Annotated in this window: 2 protein-coding genes and 1 pseudogene; all 3 read right to left on the reverse strand. The window is 67.7% G+C overall.

Translation table 11 applies throughout. From position 1 onward, the window contains the following. On the reverse strand, positions 1–257 hold a 257-nt coding region (locus VF794_RS27095), incomplete at its 3' end, for a hypothetical protein (protein ID WP_331115293.1). A 375-nt stretch (positions 258–632) separates the two neighbouring features. After that, positions 633–1,142, reverse strand: a pseudogene (locus VF794_RS27100) (endonuclease/exonuclease/phosphatase family protein); the annotation flags it as partial. A gap of 111 nt (positions 1,143–1,253) precedes the next feature. After that, positions 1,254–3,824: an ATP-binding protein gene (locus tag VF794_RS27105; protein WP_331115295.1), complete on the reverse strand. Its 2,571-nt coding sequence runs from the start codon at positions 3,822–3,824 to the stop codon at positions 1,254–1,256. Positions 3,825–3,893: the final 69 nt, after the last annotated feature.

Raw genomic sequence — 3,893 nt, forward strand, 5'->3', positions numbered from 1 at the left:
CGGGGGCCATCGGCCTCCAGGGGAATGATGGCCAGATGGTGGTGATCCCGCCGGGGGCCATCGGCCTCCAGGGGAATGATGGTCGGATGGTGGCGATCCCGTCGGGGGCCATCGGCCTCCAGGGGAATGATGGTCGGATGGTGGCGATCCCGCAGGGGTCCGTCGGTCTCCAGGGGAATGACGGCCGGATGGTGGCGATCCCGCAGGGGTCCGTCGGTCTCCAGGGGCCTGATGGTCGGATGGTGGCGGTGCCCCATGGACGACAGACAAGGGTATCACCCAGTGGGAGGCTCGAACTCGTTCCGGAGGGCTAGCCATGAACCAGCGGGATTAGAGACCCATCTCCAGAATTCTGATGGTGATTTTCTCAGGGCCCAACGTGCCTCTTCGGGACCGAAGGTTCCCCCGTGCCCCCCGTGCCTTCCCGGCACATTTCAGGCCACCCCACCCCGGCCACCATTGCCAGGCGGCTCCAGGGGCTCCGGTTGAAGGGGGCCGGGCGGGGCCAGCAGGAGACCGGAACGAAGCCCAGCGGGCCAGCCAGAGGCCCTGGAGGGGCATCCGCGAAGAGCAGTCCGGAAGGGGGTTTGCGGGCCGGTCTTTTTCTGGTATCTGGGTCCTCACGGCCCGAACGTGAGCAGGTGCACGCTCACCACCCAGAGGTCCTTGGGTCCGGGGATGTCGATGCGCGCCCAGGCGAAGTCGCGGTTGGAGACGTACGGGTCATCCCACTCGCCCGAGGCGAGGATGGGCCAGCGGCTGATGACGCCGTTCGGAATCTGCGCGGCGCCCTCGCGGTAGTAATAGAAGCTCGAGCCGAAGGCGGTGTTGACGAAGTTCCGGATGGCGGTGGCCGAGTTGTCGCCGTAGTTGAACTCCTGGATCATCACCACGTCCGGCCTGGTGCCCTGGAAGATGCGGATGCCGTGGCCCGGGTCGTAGTTCTGGTAGTTGCCGCTGGAGATGTTGGCGGCCATCAGGCGCACCCGCGCCGTGAGGAGCGAGGACTCGGAGGAGACGGGCTCGGAGCCCGGCGTGGGCTCCACGTCGGTGCCCACGCCGCAGGCGGAGAGCGAGAGGGTGAAGAGGGAGAGCAGCAGCTTGGACCCGAAGCGGGTCCTCGAGGTGGTGGGGGGCGTCATGGGTTCCATCCTGTCCGCGGGATTGCGGAGCGATGGAAAGGCTACGCGCTCCACCTGACAAGCTACAAAGGGGTGTCAAGGAACATGCTGGAGGGGTTGGGACAACAACGACTAGCCTGAAGAGCAGTGGTCCGGCCGCACCGTGGTCTCGAGAGCCAGCGCGGGGAGCACCACGCGGAAGGTGCTGCCCACGCCGACCTCCGACTCCAGTTCCACCTTGCCCCCGAGGGCTTCCACCACCTGCTTCACCAGTGCCAGCCCCAGCCCCACCCCGGGTGTCGACTTGTGCCGCAGGGGCTCCAGTTGCTCGAAGGGCTCGAAGATGCGGCCCCAGTGCTCCCTGGCAATCCCCGGCCCGGAGTCCCGGACCTCGAGGACGTGGCCCCGCTCCTCGAATCGCAGGGCAACCTCGACGTGTCCTCGCTGGGTGTATTTGAGCGCATTGCCCAGGAGGTTGCCCAGGATGAGGCGGACCATGCGTGCATCGCTCCGCAGCGGCGGCACCTCGGATGCGGCGAGGCCGAGCTTCAGCCCCTTCTGGGAAGCCTCCGACGCGAGCTCCGCGAGCACCTCCGTGGCGAGTGCGCCGACATCGAACGGCTCGACGTCAAGGAGCAGCTTCCCGGACTCGATGCGTGAGTAGTCGATCATCCCGGCCACCAGACGCTTCAGCCGCTGGGAGGACTCGCGCAGGCGTCGGAGCCGCCAGGCGTTCTCGGGACGGATTCCGCTGCGCTCGACGGAGTCCAGGGTCAGGAGCACCGAGGTCAGGGGGGTGTTCATTTCGTGCGAGACGAGGCTCAGGAACTCTCCCTTGGCGCGGCTGGCCGCCTCGGCCTGTTGCCGGGCGACCCGGGTCTCCTCCAACACGTGCTCGAGCTGCCGCTTGCGACGCATGGACTCCCGGGCGAGCGCCTCCAGGTTGTTGGACTTGAGCGACAGCTCCTCCTCGAGCACCTCGCGCGCCCGCTTCATCTCCACGAGGTTGCGCACCCGCGCCAGCAGCTCCTCGGCGGAGAAGGGCTTCACGACATAGTCCTGGGCCCCGTTGCGCAGGAGTTCCAACCGCAGAGTGTCGTCCGCCTTGGCGGACAGGACGAGGATGGGCAGGCCGTCCAGCGCGCGATCCTCCCGCAGCCGTCCAATCATCTGGGCCCCGCTCATCCGCGGCATCATGATGTCGCTCACGATGAGGTCGGGCGCGAGCTCGCGTGCGCGCTCGAGGCCCTCCTGGCCATCCATCGCCGTCCGCACGCGGAAGTCCCTGGAGAGGACCTCCACGATGAAGCGGCTGAGCTCCGGGTTGTCCTCCACCACGAGGACCAGGGCTCTGTCCGCGTCCGAGTCCTCGCCCGCGTGGACGGGCTGGACGGCGACGGGCGCGAGCTCCTCGAGTGTCCCCTGGACCACCGCGTCGTGCTCCAGGGCCGTGGGCTCGCTCCCCGGGCGCACCCAGACGCCCTCGGGGGCGCGCAGCGGCACTTCCACCAGGAAGAGGGCGCCCCCCCCCGGAGCATCGGTGACACCTATCGTGCCCTCGTGCAGCGCCACGAAGTCCTTGGAGATGGAGAGTCCCAGCCCCGTCCCACCGAACTGGCGGGTCGTGCCCCCGTCTCCCTGACGGAAGCGCTCGAAGATGGTCTGGCGCAGCTCGGGCCTCACCCCGGACCCGCTGTCCTGGACCGAGAGGAGCGCCCGGCCCTGCTCGGTGGGCCGCAGGCCGCAGTGGATACGCCCCCCATCCGGGACGAACTTGAAGGCATTGGACAGCAGGTTCAGCACCACCCGCTCGAGCTTCTCCGGATCCACCTGGGCCGGGAGGCGCTCGGGGACCTCGACGACGTAGGAGATGCCTCGCTGGGCGGCGAGCGCATCGAAGTGGCCGGCCACCACCTTCACCAGCCGGGCGAGGTCCACCTCGGCGTATCTGGCCTGCATCCTTCCGGCATCGAGCTTGGACAGGTCGAGCAGGTTGTTGACCTGCTTGAGCAGCGTCGAGGCGTTGCGCCTCATCACCTCCAGGTCCCTGCGCTGGGACTCGGTGAGCGAGTCGCCATGGGCGAGCAGCTTCTCGACAGGTCCGAGGATGAGGGCCAGGGGAGTCCTCAGCTCATGGCTCACGTTGGCGAAGAACTCGCTCTTGAGCGCGTCCAGCTCCCGGACCCGGTCGAGCAGCCGCTGGAGCTCCTGGTTCTGCCGGGCGATCTCCGCCTCGGCCCGCTTCTTCTCGGTGATATTCCGGCCTTCGGCGAGGAGGAAGACCACCTGGCCACGGGTGTCCTTCACCGGGATGAGGGAGTAGTCGATGATGATGGTCCCCTCTCCCGAGGCCTGGCCGTAGATCTCCACGTCGTACCGGACGAACTCCCCGGCGGCCGCTCGCCGCACGGCCTCCTTCTGGTGCTCCTGGATTTCCTTCGAGACGGACCACCATCGGACCTCCCAGAAGGGCTTGCCCTGGATGTCCTCCAGGCGGATTCCGGCGCCTTCCAGGGCGGCCCGATTCACCTCCAGCAGGGCCCCCTGGACGTCGAGCAGGCCCACGAACTGATACATCTCGTCCAGGACGATGCGCGCCAGCTTCTCCCGGTGACGTTGGAGGTCGTCCGAAGCGAGCAGTTCGACCTGCCGGACACGGATGGCGGTGGTGCTCTCGAAGAGGTGTGGATTGGTTCCGCTCATCGGTCTGGTTTCAACACCCCTCGCGCCGCCGTCTTCGGGAGGGCACCACAATGAGTGGGCATGGGGATG

It is taken from the genome of Archangium sp., from assembly GCF_036389735.1.
Lineage (GTDB): Bacteria > Myxococcota > Myxococcia > Myxococcales > Myxococcaceae > Archangium.

What these genes read in the sequence shown, in the direction of transcription:
- VF794_RS27105 (WP_331115295.1), bottom strand. Translation starts at nt 3,824, where the DNA reads ATGAGCGGAACCAATCCACACCTCTTCGAGAGCACCACCGCCATCCGT.